Annotated in this window: 15 protein-coding genes; 11 read left to right on the forward strand and 4 right to left on the reverse strand. The window is 60.0% G+C overall.

Features of this window, described 5'->3' with window-relative positions; translation table 11 throughout:
- Positions 1-43: 43 nt before the first annotated feature.
- Positions 44-1,837 (reverse strand): ribosome biogenesis GTPase Der, encoded by a 1,794-nt coding sequence (der, locus tag FTW19_RS06090; protein WP_147646799.1) that lies wholly within the window; start codon positions 1,835-1,837, stop codon positions 44-46.
- A gap of 38 nt (positions 1,838-1,875) precedes the next feature.
- On the opposite strand from der, the gene FTW19_RS06095 reads away from it, so the two are divergent.
- The 11 genes from FTW19_RS06095 (at position 1,876) to moaC (ending at position 11,057) form a co-directional block, all read left to right on the forward strand.
- Positions 1,876-2,301, forward strand: a complete 426-nt coding sequence (locus FTW19_RS06095) for a hypothetical protein (protein ID WP_147646800.1) — start codon at positions 1,876-1,878, stop codon at positions 2,299-2,301.
- 15 nt (positions 2,302-2,316) lie between these two features.
- Positions 2,317-4,323 carry an ATP-dependent DNA helicase gene (locus FTW19_RS06100; protein ID WP_246153595.1) on the forward strand — a complete coding sequence of 669 codons (2,007 nt, stop codon included), beginning with the start codon at positions 2,317-2,319 and terminating at the stop codon, positions 4,321-4,323.
- 134 nt (positions 4,324-4,457) lie between these two features.
- The gene (locus FTW19_RS06105; protein ID WP_147646801.1) at positions 4,458-5,351 is read left to right on the forward strand and encodes a GDSL-type esterase/lipase family protein; all 894 of its coding nucleotides are present in this window, start codon (positions 4,458-4,460) and stop codon (positions 5,349-5,351) included.
- 24 nt (positions 5,352-5,375) lie between these two features.
- Positions 5,376-5,621, forward strand: a complete 246-nt coding sequence (locus FTW19_RS06110; protein ID WP_147646802.1) for a hypothetical protein — start codon at positions 5,376-5,378, stop codon at positions 5,619-5,621.
- Between the two features lie 133 nt (positions 5,622-5,754).
- Positions 5,755-6,132 carry a 6-carboxytetrahydropterin synthase QueD gene (gene queD, locus FTW19_RS06115; RefSeq protein ID WP_147646803.1) on the forward strand — a complete coding sequence of 126 codons (378 nt, stop codon included), beginning with the start codon at positions 5,755-5,757 and terminating at the stop codon, positions 6,130-6,132.
- A 4-nt stretch (positions 6,133-6,136) separates the two neighbouring features.
- Positions 6,137-6,820 carry a 7-carboxy-7-deazaguanine synthase QueE gene (locus FTW19_RS06120; protein ID WP_147646804.1) on the forward strand — a complete coding sequence of 228 codons (684 nt, stop codon included), beginning with the start codon at positions 6,137-6,139 and terminating at the stop codon, positions 6,818-6,820.
- Positions 6,821-6,933: 113 nt separating this feature from the next.
- Positions 6,934-7,203: a DUF2007 domain-containing protein gene (locus FTW19_RS06125; RefSeq protein WP_147646805.1), complete on the forward strand. Its 270-nt coding sequence runs from the start codon at positions 6,934-6,936 to the stop codon at positions 7,201-7,203.
- The gene (queC, locus tag FTW19_RS06130; protein WP_147646806.1) at positions 7,187-7,882 is read left to right on the forward strand and encodes a 7-cyano-7-deazaguanine synthase QueC; all 696 of its coding nucleotides are present in this window, start codon (positions 7,187-7,189) and stop codon (positions 7,880-7,882) included. Before FTW19_RS06125 ends, queC begins: the two co-directional genes overlap by 17 nt.
- 107 nt (positions 7,883-7,989) lie before the next feature.
- A complete protein-coding gene (locus FTW19_RS06135) occupies positions 7,990-9,168 on the forward strand; it encodes a tetratricopeptide repeat protein (RefSeq protein ID WP_246153596.1) in 1,179 nt (392 codons plus the stop codon).
- A 211-nt stretch (positions 9,169-9,379) separates the two neighbouring features.
- Entirely contained in the window at positions 9,380-10,585 is a 1,206-nt protein-coding gene (locus FTW19_RS06140) for a molybdopterin molybdotransferase MoeA (RefSeq protein WP_246153597.1), read from the forward strand.
- A gap of 7 nt (positions 10,586-10,592) precedes the next feature.
- Positions 10,593-11,057 (forward strand): cyclic pyranopterin monophosphate synthase MoaC, encoded by a 465-nt coding sequence (gene moaC, locus FTW19_RS06145; RefSeq protein ID WP_147646807.1) that lies wholly within the window; start codon positions 10,593-10,595, stop codon positions 11,055-11,057.
- A 169-nt stretch (positions 11,058-11,226) separates the two neighbouring features.
- Here moaC and FTW19_RS06150 read toward each other — a convergent pair whose 3' ends face one another.
- The 3 genes from FTW19_RS06150 to FTW19_RS06160 form a co-directional block, all read right to left on the reverse strand.
- Positions 11,227-14,373: an efflux RND transporter permease subunit gene (locus FTW19_RS06150; RefSeq protein ID WP_147646808.1), complete on the reverse strand. Its 3,147-nt coding sequence runs from the start codon at positions 14,371-14,373 to the stop codon at positions 11,227-11,229.
- A gap of 2 nt (positions 14,374-14,375) precedes the next feature.
- The gene (locus tag FTW19_RS06155) at positions 14,376-15,572 is read right to left on the reverse strand and encodes an efflux RND transporter periplasmic adaptor subunit (RefSeq protein WP_246153598.1); all 1,197 of its coding nucleotides are present in this window, start codon (positions 15,570-15,572) and stop codon (positions 14,376-14,378) included.
- Between the two features lie 68 nt (positions 15,573-15,640).
- On the reverse strand, positions 15,641-16,951 hold the full coding sequence (locus FTW19_RS06160; protein WP_246153599.1) for a TolC family protein: 1,311 nt from the start codon (positions 16,949-16,951) through the stop codon (positions 15,641-15,643).
- Positions 16,952-16,980: the final 29 nt, after the last annotated feature.

Below are 16,980 nucleotides of genomic sequence, written 5' to 3' on the forward strand. Positions count from 1 at the left end.
CCATGCGCAACGAGCCAAACCATTCAACGATTCAACCATTCAACTATTCTTCTACCTTCTTATTCCGCCCCTTGGTCTTGAACCAGATTGGCGTTCCCACAAATCCGAAGCTCTCGCGGATCTGATTCTCCAGGAACCGCTCAAAGCTGAAGTGCAGCTTCACATCCTTGTCGGTGAACAGCACGAACGTCGGCGGAGCCACCGCGGCCTGTGTCATGAAGTAGATCTTCACCCGTCTGGACATCGGCACCGAGGCGCGCTGGAAGTCCACGCGCTTCAGGAAGCGGTTCATCTCACCTGTGGTCACGCGCTTACGGCGCTCTTTGGCGACACGCGCCACTTCGCGGAAGACCGCCGGTACGTTCATTGACTTCTGCGCCGAGATAAAGACCAGCGGCGCGTAGTCCAGATATTTCAAGTGCTCACGCACCTGCTCCGCATACACCTTCTGGTTGGCTCCCGGTGTGGTCTTATCCTCGCGGTTCGAGGTGACGGCGTCCCATTTGTTCACTACGATGACGACGCTGCGTCCGCTCTCATGGGCATATCCACCGATGTTTGCATCCAGGGCTGTTACACCTTCGGTTGCATCGATGACAAGCAGCGCCACATCGCTCGCTTCCAGATGTTTGCGCGCCATGATGACGGAGAGCTTCTCAGCCATCGCCGTGGTCTTGCCCTTACGGCGAATTCCGGCGGTATCGACAAAACGGAAGTCATGTCCTCCGCGGGAGACGACCTCGTCAACAGCATCGCGCGTTGTTCCCGCTATCGGAGAGACAATGGCGCGCTTGGTTCCGGTTAGCGCATTCAACAGCGTGGATTTGCCGACGTTCGGTCGCCCGATGATGGCGATCTTCGTCTCATGAAGATCGAACTCGCCGTGCGTGCGGTGCAGCTTGGGCTCGTCCTCATTTGTGACTTCGTCGTCCGTCGCCTCTTCTTCCGCGTCCGTTGGCGTTTCAGAGGCAGGCAGAACGCCATAAACAGCATCCAGCAGATCGCCCACGCCTGTGCCGTGCTCGGCGCTGACGGGAAAGACCTCCTTGAAGCCCAAGGTCCGGAAGTTGTCCGCTTCCATCGCGACGGCGGCGCTCTCCATCTTGTTTACGGCCAGGAAGATCGGTTTGCCGCTGCGCACCAGCAGGCGTGCCATCTCCACATCTGGAGCGGTGATCTCGCTGCGCCCATCCACCACCATCACGATGGCATCGGCTTCGTCGAGTGCGACCTGTGCCTGGCGGAAGATCTCGCTCGGAATCAGAGCTTCGTCATCGGGAATCACACCGCCGGTATCCACCAGGCGAGCCTTGTGTCCCTGCCACTCCACCTCACCGTAGATACGGTCGCGAGTGATGCCGGGCTCGTCGCCAACAATGGAGCGCCGCGTTCGGGTAAGCCGGTTGAAGAGGGTTGATTTACCGACGTTGGGGCGGCCACAGATGGCGATTAGGGGCTCGGAGGCCGGGTGCTGCGTCTCTTCGATCAGCGAGCCGCCCAGTTCAACCTGGGTCGCCGGGCGGTCGCCGATGCGGACCTTCTCCGGCGGAGCTACGTAACGCTCGCGCTTCGGCAGCGGAGCGTCGGGGACGACGGTCTCCTTGCGCTCGAACTCCGGGGAGCGGCGCGGTGTCCGCGCTTTCTCAATAGCGGCGCGCTTTTTAGCGGCAATTTTCTTGCGCCCCTTCGGCGACGCGTCAGAAACCCGTCCAGCTCCGGTGTTCGCTGCACGTGGGCTCTTGCCCTGTTTGGGCCGCGTCGATGCCTGCCGGTGCTTCTTTCCTAATCTCTTCTGAATCTTCCCGGCCACTCTCGCCTGCTTTCTCTCAGATTTCATTATAGAAAGCGGTTGGCCGGTACCGTACGATCTCGGAAATGATGAAACCGGGAATTATGGTTGTTGCTGGCGCTCTCTACGGTCTTCTGCTCGCCTATCTAGCCTTGGGACTTGCAGGGGCCGGTCACGGCATCATGGCCTATCTCATGCTGGTATCAGCGCCTGTCTGCAATTTCGTTGGTTTTATCGGCCTATTGCTGACTCCGGTACTCTGGGCGCTTCTTGCCTGGTTCGCGACCGCTCAACGTCGCCAATGGTTCCTTGGGCTGATCTTCAGTCACTACGTCGTGGGAGCGGCTGCGGCCGGTTTTGTCCTCCGCGACGACTTATTCGATCCTTACCGGAAACTGCCTCGTGGAATGTATTCCCTCTTTGCCATTGGGTTAGCTCTTTACCTGTTTGGGCACACCCTGCTCTGGCTACTCTACACTCGCCCCCGTCCCCACTCCGCCGCGATATCATGAGGTGAGACTTTCACCTTGTCTTCACCTCCCGCCATCTCGGAGAACCTCCCCACGCTGCACGAGTTCTTCGCGCCCGGCGGAGTGCTGGCCCAGTCTTCGCTCACCTACGAGCACCGGCGCGGCCAGTTCGAGATGGCAAAAGCCGTCGAGAGCGCCCTCGACAACGGCCGTCACCTGGTGGTCGAGGCCGGCACCGGCACCGGCAAGACCCTCGCTTATCTTCTTCCCGCTCTGCGTTTCGCCCGCGAGCGGGGACAGCGGGTCATCGTTTCCACCGGTACTAAGAACCTCCAGGAACAGCTCTTCTTCAAAGACATCCCGTTCCTGGAGTCACTGCTCGGCCCTTTGCGCGTTACCTACATGAAGGGTCGCGCCAACTACATCTGCCGGCAGAAGCTTTACGCCCTGCGCGACCAGCCGATCCTCAACGGCCTGGAAGAGATCAACCAGTACCGCGAGATCGCCGAGTGGGAGCAGACCACCGAGACCGGCGATCGTGCTGAGCTGACCGTTCTGCCGGAGTCATCCGCGCTCTGGTCCAAGCTCGATGCCCGGACTGAGGCTTGTCTGGGCCAGACCTGCCCTAACTTCGAGCGCTGCTTCATCACCCAGATGCGCCGCCGGGCCGTCGAGAGCGACCTCATCATCGTCAATCACCATCTCTTCTTCGCCGATCTCTCCATCAAACAGGAGGCGGCAGGCGCTCCTGACGCAGGTGTTCTGCCGGAAGCGGCAGCGGTGATCTTCGACGAGGCGCACGAGCTGGAAGATGTCGCCAGCGCCTACTTCGGCATCTCGCTCTCCACTGGCCGTTTCGATGAACTGGCTCGCGACACCGAGCTGCTGCTGCGCGCCCGTCAGGTCGTAGTGTCCGGTGTCGACTCGGCCATCGCCACACTCAAAGATCGCGCGCGTCTGTTCTTCTCAACGCTGCCTCATGCCAACTCCCCGGGCCGCATGCCATTTACCGGACGTGCGGACTTCCTCGAGCTCAACGGTGAGGCCTATCTTTCGTTACTCGCAGCCCTCGAGCGTTTCTTCGGCGAGCTCGATCGGGTGAAAGACGTCGATGAAGTGCAGGGCTTGAAGAAGCGTTGCAACGATATCCGCGCCCATCTCCGCTTTCTGATGGAGACGGAAGATCCCAACACTGTCTTCTGGATCGAGCGCCGCCCCATCGGCGGTGTTCGCAACGCCGCCCGGCGCGACGCTTCGCCTGCACTGCATACGCAGTTGCAGGCCACGCCAATCGATGTCTCCGAGCTTCTGGTCGCGACGCTCTGGGAGAAGTTCAGCTCCGTCATCCTTACCTCGGCCACGCTCACCGTGCAGGCCGGCTTTGAACACATTCGCAAGCGCCTCGGCATGACCAGCGCACGCGAGCTGATCGTCCCCTCTCACTTCCAGTACGGCAAGCAGGCGTTGCTCTATCTGCCGCAGGGCATGCCTGACCCGCGTGATCCCGCTTTTATGAAGCATGCGACCGAACGTACTCGCCGCGTGCTTGAGATCACCGCCGGCCGCGCCTTCTGCCTCTTCACCAGCTACCAGCAGATGCGCGAGCTCTATGAACGCATGTTGGTCGAGGTTCCGTTTCCGCTCTTCCTGCAAGGACAGGCGCCACGCAAAGCTCTACTTGATGAGTTCCGCGCTACACCCAATGCCGTGCTCTTTGGCACCAGCAGCTTCTGGCAAGGCGTTGACGTACAGGGAGAGCAGCTAAGCTGCGTCATTGTCGACCGCCTGCCCTTCGCGGTGCCCTCTGACCCGGTCATTCAGGCGCGTATGGAAGCCATCACCGCGACCGGCGGTCAGCCGTTCTTCGATCTCCAGGTACCGCAGGCAGTCATCGCGCTGAAGCAGGGCTTCGGCCGTCTGATCCGCAGCATCAACGACCGCGGCGTCCTTATGCTTCTCGATCCGCGCATCCAGCGCCAACGCTACGGCCGCATCTTCCTGGAGAGCCTGCCTTCGTATCGCCTCACCGACGACATCACGGAGGTCGAAAACTTCTTTGCATAACTCGACCCGAGTGTGATGTTTCTGAAGTCCATATCAAAAATGTTGTCATCCTGAGCAGCGCGAAGGACCTGCTTTTCAACGCTTCGGATGGCAAAGGTTCTTCATGAGTGTCGATACGCCCTAAGATAGTCACCATGCGGAACCTTCTTCGCCTTGGCCTATGCTGCGCTCTGCTCGCCTTTTCACTGCGTGCACAAACTCCCGACAGCAATCCCAATGGCAATCAGTGGACTGATCCTGCGCTCGACAACGCCAAGGCCGAAGCCGCGTTCAAGCCGATTGCGCATCCCGGCCTTCCGACCCTCTGGCTCATCGGTGACTCCACCGTACGCAACGGCGACGGGCAGGGCAAAGGCGGCCAGTGGGGATGGGGCGATGAGCTCGATCCGTTCTTCCAGATCGACAAGATGAACGTCGTCAACCGTGCTCTCGGTGGACGCAGCTCACGTACCTACTATAGCGATCACTGGAGCCGTATCCTCGCCCAGGTGCAGAAGGACGACGTTGTCCTCATGCAATTCGGTCACAACGACAGCGGCCCGCTCGATGACAAGGCTCGAGCCCGCGGCACGCTGAAGGGAACCGGCGACGAAACGCAGGAGATCGACAATCCCATCACCCGCAAACGTGAGGTTGTGCACAGCTACGGCTGGTATCTGCGGCAGTTTGTACGCGAGACCAAGGCCAAAGGAGCGATTCCGGTCATCTGTTCTCCGATCCCGCGCAAGACCTGGGACGAGATAACCGGAAAAATCCACCGCGATCAGTACGGCACATGGGCTCATGAAGTCGCCGACCAGGAGCATGTCGGCTTCCTCGATCTGAATGAGGCCATCGCCCGGGCCTACGACGCCATGCCGCATGAGGCTGTCGAAAAGCTCTTCGCCGACCCTCACACCCACACTTCGCTGGAAGGCGCACAGCTTAACGCCCGCCTCGTCATCTCCACCCTGCGCGCTCTCAATCCCAATCCAGTGCGTACATGGCTCTCCAAAGAGGGCGATAGCATTCCTGCATATCATCCATAGCTCCAATTCGCGTTTAATAGAGACGTGGGACGAAATCTCTTCATTCTTGCCGGCACGCTTCTGTTGTTCTCCCTGATCTCCTGCGGTCTGGCCTACACCAACATCGCCCGCGAGCCGGGGTCTCCTGGCGACGTCTCCCTTTGGCGCACCATGGGCCTCATCCTGCTTGTGATCTCGCTCATCGTTGCCCTCAGCGGCGTGCTCTCCACCCTCTTCGAGCAGGCTGAGCGCCGCGCTGAGGACCAGCGCCGCAATCGCCGTAACTCTTGATTTATCAACCGATAAGGGAAATCGCTGGCAGTTCGGTCGCCACAGGTTTCAGGCAACTAGCATCTAGGAACTAGCAACCAGCAACTAGCTAGTAAACTGATTACTGAAGCATTTTCAGAAAGCAGACCGCGTCATGTTTGAAATCACCGTAGAGGCGACCTTCTCCTCGGGCCACTACCTCCGCAACTATCACGGCAAGTGCGAGAACCCGCACGGGCATAACTATCGTGTGTTGGTTACCTTGCAGGGCAAGGAACTGGACGAGAGCGGTCTGCTGCTGGATTTCAAGCTGTTGAAGCAGGTTATGCGTCCCGTGGTGAACTACCTCGACCACCAGATGATCAACGACCTCAAGCCCTTCGACGAGGTCAACCCGTCGGCTGAAAATCTTGCCCGCTACTTTTACCAGGAGACCAGCAAGCAAATGCTGGAGATGACCAACGGCCGCGTCTCGGTGAAGGATTGCGTCATGTACGAGACCGACACATCCATGGCCCGCTACTTCGAGTAACTCCGTGCACCTGATCGAACTCTACAAATCGGTACAGGGCGAGTCTTCTTTCGCCGGCATGCCGTGCATCTTCGTACGGCTGGCGGGCTGCAACCTGCGCTGCTCCTGGTGCGACTCCGAGTACACCTTCACCGGCGGCAAGCCCTACACGCTCGAACAGATCGAAGACGAGCTTGCCGCTCTCTTCCCATGCACCCTGGTTGAGTTTACCGGCGGCGAGCCCATGCTGCAGGCGCGTGAGCTGCTTCCGCTGATGGATCGGCTCCTGGCGAAAGGCTTCACGCTCATGATGGAGACCAGCGGCGAGCGCCCCCTGGCCGCTGTTCCCCGGGCCGTGCATAAGATCGTGGACGTGAAGTGTCCCGGCGCCGGTTCGGCTGCCAACAGCTTCCACCTGGCCAATCTCGACGCACTCACCGGCAACGATGAAGTAAAGTTCGTCATCAGCGACCGGGCTGACTATGAGTTTGCCCGTGATTTCATCCGGGAACATGGGCTTGCGGCAAGGTGCGGCCATATCCTGCTGTCCCCGGCATTCCAGAAGACGCCCTCTCCACTGCGTACCGCGGACAACGCAACCCTGGATCCCCGTCTCCTCGTGGAGTGGATGTTGGCCGACGGCCTGCCCGCCCGCCTCAGCCTCCAGATCCACAAATTCATCTGGGAACCCCAGAGAAAAGGCGTCTAATCTTCAGCGATGCATCCGGCTGCCGGATAGCGGTGCAAGTCATTCTCACCAACTGACAACCAGGAACTAGCATCTAGCAACTAGTAACTGTTTTTCACGAAGGGATCCACGCAATGAGCTCGACCAGCAAGAACCCTGACGATCTGGTGACTGTCGCCCGTTTTTCCAATCCTGCCGAGGCTGATCTGGCCAGCAGTATCCTCGAGTCCGCCGGCATCGAATTCTTTCTCTCCGGAGAAGAGGCCAGCCATATCATGCCGTCCGGCTTCGGATCGCGCCTTGAGGTACGCCGCGCTGATGAAGAAACCGCTCTGGAACTCCTGAACAATCCACCCGCACCCGCAGAAGGAGCACCGCTCGCAGACGATGGCAACGACCTCTAACCGGCCCCGCGCCGTAGTCTCGCTCTCCGGTGGCATGGACTCTGTCGTCTGTGCTGCACTTGCCACACGGGATTTCGACGCCTACGCCGTCCACTTCTCCTATGGGCAGCGGACGGAGGCGCGTGAGCTTCTCTCCGCCCGCCAGGCGGCTGAGCTCCTTGGCTTTAAAGACTTTCTACACCTGAAGATCGATCTCTTCCGGAAGATTGGCGGCTCTGCTCTGACCGACGATTCCATCGCCGTTCCCGACGCGCCGGAGGAGGAGGCTTCTATCGGGCAACAGGTGCCCGTCACCTACGTTCCGTTCCGTAACGCACACTTTCTCTCGGCTGCCGTCTCCTGGGCCGAAGTGCTGGGTGCGAAGACGGTTTTTATCGGCGCCGTCGAGCAGGACTCCTCCGGCTACCCCGACTGCCGCCCTGTCTATTACGAAGCCTTCAATCAGCTCATTCAGACTGGAACCAAAGAGGGCGATATTCGCATCGTGACCCCGCTGATTCATCTGAAAAAGTCCGAGATCGTCCGGCTGGGAGTTGAACTCGGTGCTCCGTTCCATGTAAGTTGGTCATGCTATTCCGGGCAGGACGCCGCCTGTGGAACCTGCGAAAGCTGCGTCCTACGGTTACGGGCGTTCCGCGAGGCAGGAGCGGCCGATCCTATACCCTACGCGGCGCGCTGAAGCCAGGCCCGCCGGAGACAACGAACGCCAGATTTCAGGGTTTAAAATTTCAAGCAGACACGGCCGCCTGCTCAGCTAGCGCGCCGCAGGAGAAGAAGAAAATCACCATGATCACCTTCCGTAACTCGATGGGCGTGGCCTTCGTCGCGCTCGCGCTCTCCGCTCCGGTCGCCATTGTGGCGCAGCAGGCCCCAGCCAGCATCCACGGCCACGTTCAGAATCCCGCCGGTCAGGCCATGACCTCCGGCTCCATCAAGCTGACAAAGGACCGCAGCTCTGACGAGAAGAGCCGCAAGTACGCCTACACCTTCCCGGTTGACGGCACCGGTAACTACAAGGGAAGCGATGTCGCTCCCGATACCTACGTCGCCATCTACTTTTCCGCCGACGGTCGCAGCATCGACTTCATCGACAATGTCACCCTCACCTCTGGTCAGGACAAAGTCGTCGACATCGATATGACCCGTAAGGAATTTACGGACAAGATGACGCCGGAAGAGAAGAAGCAGCTCGAGGAGTTCAAGAAGCAGAACGCTGCTGCGACTGCCGCAAACGCCAAGGTCGCCAATCTGAACCAGTCCCTGAGCGCCGCCCGCGCCTCCATGTCCAGCAAAAACTACGACGAAGCCGCCAACACCATGAAGGCTGCTGTCGACGCCAAGCCCGACGAGCCGATTCTCTGGTTCGAGTACGGCAATGCTCTGCTTGGCCAGGCTGATACCGCCGCCGCGAACGACAAAAAGGCCGGTAAGCCGGCTGCCACTGATCCCGACGTCCAGGCGAAGTACGCCTCCGCTGCCGATGCCTACAAGAAGGTCAAGGAGCTGAACGCCACCGCCAAGAAGCCGAACCCCGAGATCGCGGGTGAGGCCCTGGGCAACATGGGCGCGGCTTTCGCCAAGTCCGGCAAGGTTGACGAAGCCAATGCGGCTTACGAAGACGCCGCCAAGACCAACCCGGCCAAGGCCAAGACCTACTACTTCAACGCCGCAGCCACCTTCTACAACGGCCAGCAGCTCGAAGCTGCCGCTGCCGCCGCAGACAAGTCGATCGCCGCCGATCCCAACCAGGCAATGGCCTACTACATCAAGGGCCAGGCTCTGATTCCCAAGGCGACGGTCGATCCTAAGACCAACAAGATCACCGCTCCTCCGGGAACGGTCGAAGCCTACCAGCAGTACCTGGAGCTTGACCCCAACGGCGCTCACGCCGAAGAGGTCAAGGGTATCCTCACCGGCATCGGTGCTGAGATCAAGTCCAGCTACAAGGCCGGCAAGAAGAAGTAAGCCGCTTGTGATCTACCTGAAGGCCCCACGCTCTGTGGGGCTTTCGCATTTTCCGCGGGCTATGCACTGGGTGCCTTATATCCCTTGGGGACATAGGCATTCGAGCTACGCTCGAACCGCTTTTAGGAACCAATCTTTACCTACCAGGGTGCCCCACCCTCGCAAAGCTAGGGTGGGTCGGAAATACCCACAAACTTTCGGGAGCCTATCTTTGCTCACCTTCACCCAAGCACTCGACCTCGTCCTCGAACATTCCCGAAGCTTCCCCGCACCCGCTGTCGAATCTATCCCTTTGGAACAAGCCCTGGGCCGCACGCTTGCAGCTCAACTGCTTGCCGACCGCGACCAGCCGCCCTTCCACCGCTCCACCCGCGACGGCTATGCCGTTGACGCAGCAAGTTTCAGCCGCGACCGGCAGGCGAAGGTGACCGGTTTCCTTCCTGCCGGAAAAGTCTGGCAGGGAAGTGCGATTGCCCCCGGAGAGACGGTTGAGATCATGACCGGCGCCCCTGTCCCGCCAGGCGCCGACGCCGTGGTGATGCTTGAACACGTCGAGCGTTCCGGGGATCGCATCTCGCTCTCTTCAGACCGCACCCTTCGTCCTGGAGAGAATGTCGTTCCCGCAGGTTCTGAGGCCGTCGCAGGCCAGAGTATCCTGCCTGCAGGCGCCCGTCTTGGCTCAGCTGAGATAGGTCTGGCGGCCAGTGTCGGCGGCAGTCGGCTCTGGGTGTACGCACAACCCTCCGTCGCGATCCTCGCTACCGGCGACGAGCTGGTGACCGTCGAGGAGACTCCGCTTCCACACCAGATCCGCAATTCCAACACGCACACGCTCGCGGCACTGGTTCGCGAGGCAGGCGGCATTCCATCGGCTTTGCCCATCGCTGCCGATACCCGCGATTCTCTTCGTGATCTCTTGCTCCAGGCCCGTTCCCACGATCTGGTCCTGCTCTCCGGAGGGGTCTCGGCCGGCAAACACGACCTCGTCGAGGAAGTACTCGCCGAGCTTGGCGCCGAGTTCTACTTCACCGGTGTTTCCATCCAACCCGGTAAACCCGCTGTCTTTGGCCGCCTGCACAATGGCCCATACTTCTTCGGGCATCCAGGCAATCCCGTCTCCACACAGGTCACCTTCCTGCTCTTTGCCGCGCCCATGCTTCGAGCCCTAGGCGGACAGTCAAACCTGTCGCCACTCTTTGCGCAGGCGGCTGCGGCTGAGCCGATGACGCACAAACCCGGCCTCACCCGCTTCTTGCCGGCTCACCTCGAATCATCACTGACTCCCACGGTTCGCCTGGTGCCCTGGCAGGGTTCGGGAGACCTCGCAGCAAACGCCCGCGCCAACTGCTACGCCGTTCTTCCCGCGGACCAGGAGAGGATCCCGCAAGGCGATCCAGTCACGCTCCTGCTACGCTAGGCCTGTCATGAGCAAACTCTCTCACTACGACGATGCCGGCCAGGCACATATGGTGGACGTCTCCGCCAAGTCTCAGACCCGCCGTGAAGCAATCGCAGAGGCATTCGTGGAGCTCTCTGCCCAGACGCTCGAAGCTCTGCCGCAGAACCCCAAAGGCAATCCTCTCGAAGTAGCCCGCTTCGCCGGCATCCAGGCCGCCAAGCAGACTTCGACATTGATTCCTATGTGCCATCCGCTGCCGCTCAGCTACGTCGACATCGCAACAGAGATTGAGCCGGAAGGCATCCGCGTCCGCGCAACAGCAGCCACCGTCGCCGGCACCGGCGTCGAGATGGAAGCCATGACCGCAGCCTCCATCGCCGCACTCACCATCTACGACATGACCAAAGCCCTGGACAAAGGCATCCGCATCCGCCACGTCCAACTGATCGCCAAATCCGGCGGCAAAAGCGGCGAGTGGCACCGCGAGTAACAGCAGTCTTCCGCTTGTCATCCTGAGCAAAGCGAAGGACCCGCTTCACAGGTGTGGCTCGATCCTTCACGTCGCCACGACACCGGGTGCCCCACATACGCGAAGCTTATGTGGGATATTCGAGCGACGCTCGAACCGCTTTTCCCTATTCAACCATTCAACCAACTTGCTACACCTCGGGCGTCTCCTCCAACGCCACCTGCGCATTCTTTCCCTCAAACGTGGCATACACCACAGGTAAGAGAATCAACGTCAACGCTGTAGAGCTCACCAACCCCCCAATCACCACAATCGCCAGCGGCCTCTGAATCTCCGATCCTGGTCCCGAGGCAAACAGGAAGGGAACCAGGCCTAACGCCGCCACAGTCGCTGTCATCATCACCGGACGGAAGCGCAGACGCGTCCCTTGTCGTATGGCATCCTCCTGTGACAGACCTTCCTGGCGTAATTTGCGGATATAGCTCACCAGCACTACGCCGTTCAATACAGCGATACCCCACAGCGCGATAAAGCCGACCGATGCTGGTACTGAGAGATACTCGCCGGAGAGAAACAGTCCCAGAATGCCGCCAATCGAAGCCAGTGGAAGCACCGTGATGATCAGTGCGGCAAAGCGAACCGATTTGAACAAGATGAACAGCAGGAAGAAGATCGCCGCAATCGTGATCGGCACAATAATCATCAGGTGGTGCAGCGCCCGCTCCATGTTGTGAAACTGCCCGCCCCACTCGATGTAATAGCCTGCCGGCAACTGCACCTGCTGATTCACCTTCTGCTGCAACTCGGCGACATATCCACCAAGATCACGATCCTGCACATTCACACCCACCACAATGCGGCGCTTGCCCATATTGCGGTTGATCAGCGCAGGGCCCTCGACGACCTTCACGGCAGCAAGATCTTTGAGCGGCACACGCGGTCCATCCGGCGAGCTAACCTGCAACTGCCGTATATCTTCGAGCGAATCGCGCAGGTTGGCGGGAAGGCGCACTACACTCGCGAAGCGCCGCTCTCCCTCGTAGACCTCCGTGGCTGACTTGCCTGCAATTGCTGTCTCGATGACATCATTCACATCCGAGGCATTCAAGCCATACCGTGCAATCGCTCCACGGTCGATGTCGATCGTCAGGTACTGCTGGCCGCCCACGCGGTCTACGCGCGTATCCTGCGTCCCTTGGATGCCTGTGGCCACTTTCGCAATCTGGTTTGCTTTTTCTACCAGCAGTCCAAGGTCATCGCCGTACAACATCACCGCGACATCCGCTCGCACACCTGAGACCATCTCATCCACACGATCGCTGATCGGCTGAGACATCACCAGGTTGATGCCCGGCAGCTTTGCCAGATTCTCGCGGATCTCCTCCGCGATCTTGTCCTGTGTCATGCCGCGTGGGCGCTCATCAAACGGCGTCAGCGACGTGAGCACATCGGCCTCGTTCGGCCCGGCTGGGTCGGCAGGCGATTCGCCGCGTCCTACGCGCGAGACCACGTTCTCCACACCCTTCACGCTCATGATGAATTTCTGCATCTGGCCTTCCATGCGCAGTGACTCTTCCAGAGAGATGTTCGGCACGCGGTCTGCATTCGGCGACAGCGTGCCCTCCTGCATCTCCGGAATGAACGAGGTTCCCAGGAAGGGAACGAGCGACAGCGATCCGAAGAAGGCAAGCACAACACCGGCGACCAGTACTTTGCGATGCCCCAGTGCCCAGTTCAGAATGCTCGTATACGGCTTGCGCAGCCATCGCACCAGCCAGGTATCGTTTTCTGAGCCGCCTTTCAGCAGATACGACGATAGGATCGGTGACAGCGTCAAACTCAACACCAGCGAGATGCCTAACGCGATGGCAATGGTGTATGCCAGCGGAGCGAACATCTTGCCTTCCATCCCCTCCAGCGTCATCAGTGGAAGAAAGACAAGGATGATGATGGTCACACCGAAGAGCGTCGGTGTCGCGACTTCCTGCGTCGCATCCAGAACGAGGCGCAGCTTCGAAGGTTTTTCCTCGCTATGTACATGATCGTGGTTGTGGCTCAGGCGTGCGAAGACGTTCTCCACCACCACCACCGATCCATCCACCATCAGGCCGATGGCAATCGCCAGACCACCCAGCGACATCAGGTTCGCCGAGAGGTGGATATTGTTCATCACCAGGAAGGTCAGCAACGGCGTCAGGATCAGGTTGGCACTGACGATCAGGCTCGACCGCAGATCACCAAGAAACAGGAACAGGATCACGACGACGAAGACGATGCCTTCGCCCAGCACCTCGGTTACGGTATGAATCGCCGCATCCACCAGTTGCGAACGGTCATAGTAAGGCGCCAGTTGCAGACCGCCGGGAATCATGTGCTTGCCGTTGATCTCCGCCACGCGCTCTTTCACGCGGCTTACGATCTCTTTGGCGTTGCCTCCGCTCGTCATCAACACCACTCCGCCTACAGCTTCGGTGTATCCGTTTTTCACCATGGCGCCATAGCGGACCTCGGTCCCGATGCGCACCGTCGCTACATCGCGCACATAGACCGGTGTATTTTTGTTCTCTTTCAGAACGATGTTTTCGATGTCGGCTACATCGCGTACCAGGCCCACACTGCGGATCAGGTACTGCTCTGCATGCTGCGGCAGCACGCCTCCACCGGCATTGGCGTTATTGCGCGCCAGTGCTGCCCGGACGTCGTTGATCGTCAGGTTGTAGTAGTGCAGCTTCTGCGGATCGACCAGTGTCTCGTACTGCTTGACGTAGCCACCCGTAGAGTTAATCTCGGCAACACCCGAAACACCGCGCAGCAGGGGACGAACCACCCAGTCCTGCAGCGTGCGCCGCTCGATCAACTCATCCCGGGTCAACACATGATGCTGTTCAGCCTCGCCCGGAAGTTCCAGCGTGTATTGGTACACCTCGCCCAATGCATTAGTGATCGGTCCCAGGACGGGCGTGACACCTTCAGGCATGCGGTCACGCAGTTCCGCCAGTCTTTCAGAGACCATCTGCCGTTCGCGGTAGAGGTCGCTCTCATCCGTGAAGACAAGCGTGATCAGAGACAGTCCGGGCTTATTCAGCGATCGCATATCCGTCATGCCCGGCAGGCCGGTCATCGCGATCTCAATCGGAATAGTGACGAATCTCTCTACCTCTTCCGGGCTCTTGCCGGCGGCTTCGGTCGCAATCTGCACCTGTACATTCGCCACATCCGGAAAGGCGTCGACCGAGAGCTTCTGCGTCGCGTTCAGGCCGAAGCCTGCAAGCACGCACGCAATCACCACGAGGATCAGGCGCTGCCGCAGAGCAGCCGCAATGATGGACTGCAGCATGCTTACTTCTCTCCTTTGATCGCAGCCTGCTTGCGCTGATTGTTCAGATGGAAGGCCCCCTCGGTCACAATCCGCTCCGCCAGCGTTACACCGCCAAGCACGACGCGCCGGTCGTTCTCTTCCTCGCCCAGTGTTACCTCACGCAGGATGTATCGCTGCGGCCCAATCTGTACGAAGATGTGATCCTTGTTGTCTTCACGGACCACTGCAGCATTCGGCACCGTCAGCTTACGGTCGCTACGGCCGGTAAAGGTCATGCTGGCAAGCTCATCAGGCTTCAGGCGGCCGTCAGGATTCGGGACATCCATACGCACCTCTACGGTGCGAGTGGCTGGATCGACAATGGGAGAAACAAACGAGAGCCGGCCATTGAGCTGCAGATCCTTCAGCGCAGGTACGCGCACTTCGACATCCATCTCCTGCTTCAGGATTCCGGCCTCCTGCTCTGGCACATCTGCTGTGATCCATACATTCGACAGGTCGGCGATGGTGAACGCCGGGTCCGACGGCTGTACCACCTGCCCGATGGTGATCTCGCGTTTCAAAACCGTTCCGCTCTTTGGAGCAACGATCGGATAGTCGGCGCTCAGTTTTCGCGATGTCTCCAGTTGCCGTATCTGTGTCTCTGTCATGCCGAGGCCAAGCAGTTGAGTGCGATAGCTCGCCTCCTCGGTGCTTGCCTGCAGCCGCTCGGCGCGTCTCCGTTCCAGCTCCGCCCGGCCAATCACATCTGCAGCTACCAGTTGTTCTGCGCGCCTTTCAGCCGCCGCGGCAAGCTGCTGCTGCGACGACGCCTTGATCAAGGCAAACTGCGTGTCCGAAAGATTGGTGCTGTGCAGCGTGGCCAGGACGGCTCCCGCGTGCACGTACTGCCCTTCAAAAACCAGCAGATTCAGAATGCGTCCGGCAACCGGAGATCCGACGCGCGCAATGCGTTGCGCATCTGTCTCGACACGCGCGGCTACCTGCAAGGTTCCGTTGACATCGGCCATCTGCGGTGTTCCAAACTTCAGGCTCTCGGCCAGCACCGGCGTCACGGTTACTATGTTTGGATCGCTGGTGTTCGCTGCTGCCTTCTCTTCCTTGGGTTTCGATTTGCAACCTGTTCCCAGCAACACCGCGACCATCGCCGCGGCCGCTAGAGCATTTTTTCTGTAGGTGTAGTGCAGGGCTTTTGCATCTATGGGCGTTTTCCTCAATGAAAACGCCGCTGCACGTTCCTCCCGGGATACCCAGCAATAGGAAAAATGCTTCAACCATCGTGTCATCACGGCCTCGCTCCCGGCGTCAGTGCGCCCAGTTCTTCCAGATCGATCAATGCAGACTGGCGCGCGTACTGCGCATCCAGCAAATCGCCGCGCACGCTTTGCAGCACGCGCTGTGCGTCCAGAACCTCAACAATGCCGCGCTCGCCGAACCGGTAGGCGGACTTCGCCGCCTCTACCGCACTCTCTGCAGCTCGCAGCGATCCGGCTTCCAGCGACGTCACCTGCTGGTCAGCCAGTTGGTACTGTTCATACGCCCGCTCCAGCGCGCTCACCAGTTCCAGTCGCCGCTGGTCCAGCGTCGCGTTTGCCTGTGAGATGGCTGCCTTTGCATCCGCAATCTGTCCACGCCGCCTGTCCCACAGCGGAATCGGAACGGTAATGCCGGCGCGCCAGTAGCGCAAGTCGGGCTGATTTTCAAACTCGGCAAAAGCCGTCGGCTGCGGAATGCGGAGCGCCTTCTCGCGGTCCAGTGTCGATCGGCTCGCATTCAGTTCCGCTTCAGACTGTGCTACCGCTGGGTGCGCGGTCAGCACCTGGTCACGCAGCATATCCAAAGCCGGCAGGGTCATGTGCGCTGTGGTTGAGCCTGTGGGAATCAGGTTTGCATCGGCCGGCGCAGCGATGAGAGCGCGCAGGATTGCAATCGCCGAAGCGTATTCGATCTGTGCACTGTTCACCGCAAATCGCGCGCGCGCCAGTTCAGCTTCGGCTCGCGTCAGCTCCAGTTTGCCTTTCTCGCCGACATTGACCTCAACCTCAACCCGCCGGCGAAGGTCCTCTACCAGCGTCAGGTTCTCGCGGGCCTGTTTGATCTGTTCCTGTCGCTTCAGCGCTTCGTAGAACGCCCGCTGCGTATCGGCCATCACGTTCAGCCCAACGCCGCGCTCAGCCGCTCGCGCGCTTGCGGCGATGGATTCCGCTGCTTTCCGGCGGGCACTGCGCTCCGAGGGAATCTCGATCGTCTGGTAACCCGCATAGTGCTGCAACAGGCCCGGAGTGCCGGGTGTCTTGATAGGCCGCGCATACTGCCGGCCCTGAAAGACCTCGACATTCGGGTTCGTATAAGCGCGGGCCGTCTGTACCGCAGCCTGGCCACGCTGCGTCGCCGCAAGCGCCTCGTGCAGGCGTGGGCTATTGCGACGCGCCATTGCCAGCGCATCATCGAGTGTCAGCCGCAGCTCGCTGGACCCATGGGCCGCTGCCGCCTGCTGCGGTGCGGGCTCTGCCGGCATCGCAGCATCCACAGGCGTCTGGGCTACCAGCAAAGCCGCCGGCAACAATGGGAGGAGGAGCAACTTTCCAAGCGTCACACGGCTTCTATGGCAATTCGCTAGCCAAA

Origin of the sequence: Terriglobus albidus (assembly GCF_008000815.1) — a bacterium.
GTDB classification, from domain to species: Bacteria; Acidobacteriota; Terriglobia; order Terriglobales; family Acidobacteriaceae; genus Terriglobus; species Terriglobus albidus_A.

Coding starts and splice junctions, on each gene's coding strand:
- queD (WP_147646803.1), top strand. CDS start 5,755: ATGTTTGAAATCACCGTAGAGGCGACCTTCTCCTCGGGCCACTACCTC.
- FTW19_RS06150 (WP_147646808.1), bottom strand. CDS start 14,373: ATGCTGCAGTCCATCATTGCGGCTGCTCTGCGGCAGCGCCTGATCCTC.
- der (WP_147646799.1), bottom strand. CDS start 1,837: ATGAAATCTGAGAGAAAGCAGGCGAGAGTGGCCGGGAAGATTCAGAAG.
- FTW19_RS06135 (WP_246153596.1), top strand. CDS start 7,990: ATGATCACCTTCCGTAACTCGATGGGCGTGGCCTTCGTCGCGCTCGCG.
- FTW19_RS06105 (WP_147646801.1), top strand. CDS start 4,458: ATGCGGAACCTTCTTCGCCTTGGCCTATGCTGCGCTCTGCTCGCCTTT.
- FTW19_RS06095 (WP_147646800.1), top strand. CDS start 1,876: ATGATGAAACCGGGAATTATGGTTGTTGCTGGCGCTCTCTACGGTCTT.
- queC (WP_147646806.1), top strand. CDS start 7,187: ATGGCAACGACCTCTAACCGGCCCCGCGCCGTAGTCTCGCTCTCCGGT.
- moaC (WP_147646807.1), top strand. CDS start 10,593: ATGAGCAAACTCTCTCACTACGACGATGCCGGCCAGGCACATATGGTG.
- FTW19_RS06125 (WP_147646805.1), top strand. CDS start 6,934: ATGAGCTCGACCAGCAAGAACCCTGACGATCTGGTGACTGTCGCCCGT.